3 protein-coding genes are annotated in these 4,041 nt (G+C 41.1%); 2 read left to right on the top strand and 1 reads right to left on the bottom strand.

Going from position 1 to position 4,041, the window contains the following annotated elements; all coding sequences use genetic code 11:
- Nucleotides 1-1,218: 1,218 nt before the first annotated feature.
- Nucleotides 1,219-1,929 (bottom strand): OmpA family protein, encoded by a 711-nt coding sequence (locus WBA23_RS17000; protein ID WP_424583482.1) that lies wholly within the window; start codon nt 1,927-1,929, stop codon nt 1,219-1,221.
- Between the two features lie 286 nt (nt 1,930-2,215).
- Here WBA23_RS17000 and WBA23_RS16995 point away from each other — a divergent pair, with 286 nt between their 5' ends.
- Both WBA23_RS16995 and WBA23_RS16990 read left to right on the top strand, forming a co-directional pair.
- On the top strand, nt 2,216-2,857 hold the full coding sequence (locus WBA23_RS16995; protein ID WP_424583481.1) for a porin family protein: 642 nt from the start codon (nt 2,216-2,218) through the stop codon (nt 2,855-2,857).
- A gap of 93 nt (nt 2,858-2,950) precedes the next feature.
- On the top strand, nt 2,951-4,041 hold a 1,091-nt coding region (locus tag WBA23_RS16990), incomplete at its 3' end, for a molybdopterin molybdotransferase MoeA (RefSeq protein WP_424583480.1).

The raw sequence follows: 4,041 nt of genomic DNA, 5'->3' as shown, positions 1-4,041 counted from the left end.
GTTGCCGGGGGTTAGCCACTTGGTTGGCATCGTCTCGGTTTAGCACGTACGAGGGCGGAATCGAGTTGCTTAATGACTTTCATGAAGGGGTTTATGCTGAGAGTAGAGAGGATTCGCTGGAAGAGATTATGTCTACTCATCTTTCTGGATTAGCCTCTTCACCGTTGGAGTAATTGTTTTTACTTATAAGAAGTTGATTCGTTACATTAATTCCTTTTCAGGGTGTCATCGGCTCTCATACTACCGTCACTTATAATAATATGCCAAAGCGGTCTTTTTTGAGAACGCTTTCTAGTTTAAGTTGCAATTAGCTTAAATACTAAAACCTTCTAAGAATTCCTTTCTTATTGTGTTCACCCCGACGGTAACGCCCACAAAGTGGCAAGGAAATTATTCACCGCTCTTAGTCATCCCAAAATTTGCCCTTGTGCATCACCTTCAAACTCCTTCACACTATATATGGTCAGTGAGTTAATGCTATTCTTATAAGTGGGGCGGCTAATTATATTCACCTCCTTAGAAGGCAATATATAGCTTCAATACTTTTTCCCTCAAACAATAAACGTCACCTTAATAGGGTGAGTATGTATATATTCTATCGTTTCAATGCCAATTAACCTTCCACTATCGGGTATAGCCTATTAGACATTTTCGGTATCAACTTTTCCTATAATTGCGAATTAGATTAACCTTATTCTTCTCTCAAAACTAATCCTCACGTTTCTTTCACTAACAGGCTAACTTCGGTGAATAAGTCTAAACCACTGATGAGCAGTACGTAGATACTAGTTGTAGCTTAAGTATAGTCTACTTGCATCCCGTCAAATGGTACTCATTGGGGGTCAAAATCAATTGCATCACTGTTAGAGATTTACGTTCCTGACTATAAATCTACGTAAAAGTTCTCGTCAGCTTAGGCAATCTTTCCTAAGAATATGGTAGCAATAGGCACATTGTGGCTCTGAACCGAGTAACCAGCCTGAAGGTCAATAAAAAAGCCATTACTTATAAAAACTGCATCAGCAATCTTGCATCTACTTGAGTAGACTAGTTATTAATTGATAGTGCCGCATCCGGATAGTGTACTTTAAGTGAGGATAGAAATACTAGAAATTTGGCAATGTATAACACTAGTTCATATTATTGGATTGATCAAAATCTATATAACATGACTGCTTGCCCACATTGCCAAAACTTAAAGATTGTATAAAATGGATTCTATCTGCCTTCGTCTAAATCACCGCTTTCGGCTGCTTTAACCATATCATCGTTAGCGTAGATAGCTACTTCTACTCGTCGGTTCTGCTGACGGCCAGCTTCTGTATCATTATCCGAAATAGGTTGCTCTTCACCATAACCTTCGGTAATTAAGCGACTACTGCTCACTCCAATCGTTTGCAAATAGCTGGCTACTGAAGCAGCTCGCTCTACGGATAAACTTTGGTTGTAATCATCAGATCCGGTAGCGTCAGTGTGGCCTTCAATTAAGATATTGGTATCACCATACTCCTGCAGAGTGGCAGCCATTTCTGATAAGCCTTCTTTGGTTTCGGCACGCAACTGGTCAGAATCAACGTCAAATAGCAGTCCCGAGTCAAAGGTAATTTTAATACCTTCGCCTACGCGCTCTACGGTTGCTCCTTCTAAATTTTCTTCTAGTTCTTCGGCTTGCTTATCCATTTGTCGGCCGATGACTGCCCCAGCAGCACCGCCTACTGCGGCTCCAATAATGGCACCTACTGCAGTATTACCTGTTGCATTACCGATAACCGCACCTGCTGCGCCACCCGCACCTGCACCAATAGCTCCACCTCGTGTAGTATTGTTCATAGAAGCACAGCCACTCAAGAATTGAACATTCGCTACAATCCCAATTATTAGCACCCATTGAGTAAATGTATGGGGAAGTTTCTTTGTTAGATTTTTCATGATTTAATATAATTGATTTTATTAATTATATGGTAGATAGACAAAAGTGATACCACACGTAGAAATGAACATAAAGTACATATTATTTAACTATTTTGTAAAATTAGTAGGAATACTACATAAATAAGTTGTAATATAATTCTACACACTATGTAATTTTTTCCACACATTTGGGGATTACGCATTATTATAAATTGTCAAATTACCGTCTGAAACCATTATTTATGATATGGCATAGATTTTTCATTATGCCTAACTGAATATGTTTTATAAACTTTTTGAACTTATGAAATTGAAATATAATAAAGTAATTGTTGGACTAGTTGCACTACTATTAAGTGCCCTAGTTATTCCTATTAGTCTGATGGCTCAAGATGCTCGTACTGGTATAAAAGGTGGTTTAAATGTAAGTAACCTATACATTGACGATGTTTCGGATGAGAACCTTCGTCCTGGATTTCACATTGGAGTGTTTACCCAATTGCCTGTCGGAGAATTTTTTGCCATTCAACCAGAGGTGATGTATTCTACTAAGGGAGCTAGTGCTACCTATGATTCTGAGTTGTTTAATTTAGAGGGTGACTATAGCTTTAATCTTAACTACGTAGATGTACCCATTCTGGCTAGCTTCCGGTTAGGGGAATCAGCTGATATTCAGATTGGTCCTTACGTGAGCTACCTAACGAATGCTAATATTTCTACTGACGGAGCTGTTGATGATAGTGCTAACTTAGATCGCGATAATTTCAATACGATCGACTACGGTTTAAGTGCAGGTTTTCAAATGAACTTTAGTGCTGTATCTGTTGGAGCCCGCTATAACTATGGCCTTAATCAAATTGCTGACTCCGAAGCGGCTGAAGCAATTTTGGGTGATGCTAGAAACTCGTTAGCTCAGATTTATGCGGCCTTTAATTTTAGGTACTAGTATAAATAGCAATTGTAGATTAGTAAAAGGTGCTTTCGGGCACCTTTTTTTTTGTGCTCAGTCTTTTGTAAAATACTACCTTAACTCAACAATATGATAAGCCCTCATGATGCTACGCAGATTATTAACGATCACCTTCTCACCTCTCCTGCCGAAACAGTAGACCTCGCCGAAGCTCAAGGACGAGTATTACGGGAAGCTATCCAAGCCGATCGGGACTTCCCGCCTTTCCACCGGGTAACGATGGACGGTATTGCGTATGATTTTGATCAACTACAGGGTGATAACCCTGAAGTGATATTGGAGGGCATGCAGCTAGCGGGGGAACCTCAGAAGACTTTGTCCCAAATGAGCGGAGGGCTGGAAGTGATGACGGGTTCAGTGCTTCCTCGTGGCACTAACACTGTAACCCCTTACGAAGATATTGAAATGCGCCAGGAAGATGGGAAGACAATAGCTACAATAAAAAAGCTTCCCGATGAGAAAGGAAAAAACGTACACCCTCAAGGCTATGATTGTTCTCAGGGCGAGATCTTAGTTCATATCGGAACTCGCCTAAAACCTGCCCAAATCGCTATAGCAGCTTCAGTGGGAAAAGCACAACTCCAAGTAACCCAGCAACCTAATGTAGCCATTGTGTCTACTGGAGATGAACTGGTAGGAGTTAATGAACAACCTGAACCATATCAAATTCGGCAATCGAACAACTACGCACTACGGGCTGCTTTGGCTAACTATCAGGTTTCGGCTACCTTTTATCACGTAACCGATTCTCTAGAGCAAACTACCGCTGGCTTAGCCGAGATTATGAACAACCATTCGGTAGTCATTTTAAGCGGTGGGGTTTCGCGCGGAAAGCGAGACTACGTACCAGAAGCCTTGGAAACATTAGGCGTCAAAAAACTATTTCATCGGGTAAAGCAACGACCCGGCAAGCCGTTCTGGTTTGGGGTGAAGGGAAAAGATAGTGTAGTGTTTGCCTTACCCGGCAATCCGGTTTCTACTTTTTTGTGTTTTCATCGGTACTTCATACCCTGGTTAGAGCAAAGCTTAGGGCTACCCAAAAAGCCAACTCAGTGGGCAACCTTAAGTGATGACCTAGAATTTAAACCAGCACTTACCTACTTTCCTACTGTATTCGCGCGCACCAATGAAGGTGGGCATTTTCTGGCCAAACCAGTAGA

It is taken from the genome of Tunicatimonas sp., from assembly GCF_049647865.1.
In the GTDB taxonomy this organism is placed as follows: domain Bacteria; phylum Bacteroidota; class Bacteroidia; order Cytophagales; family Cyclobacteriaceae; genus Tunicatimonas.
The sequence above is the reverse complement of the archived record's forward strand: the minus strand, read 5'-3'. Positions and strand labels throughout refer to the sequence as shown.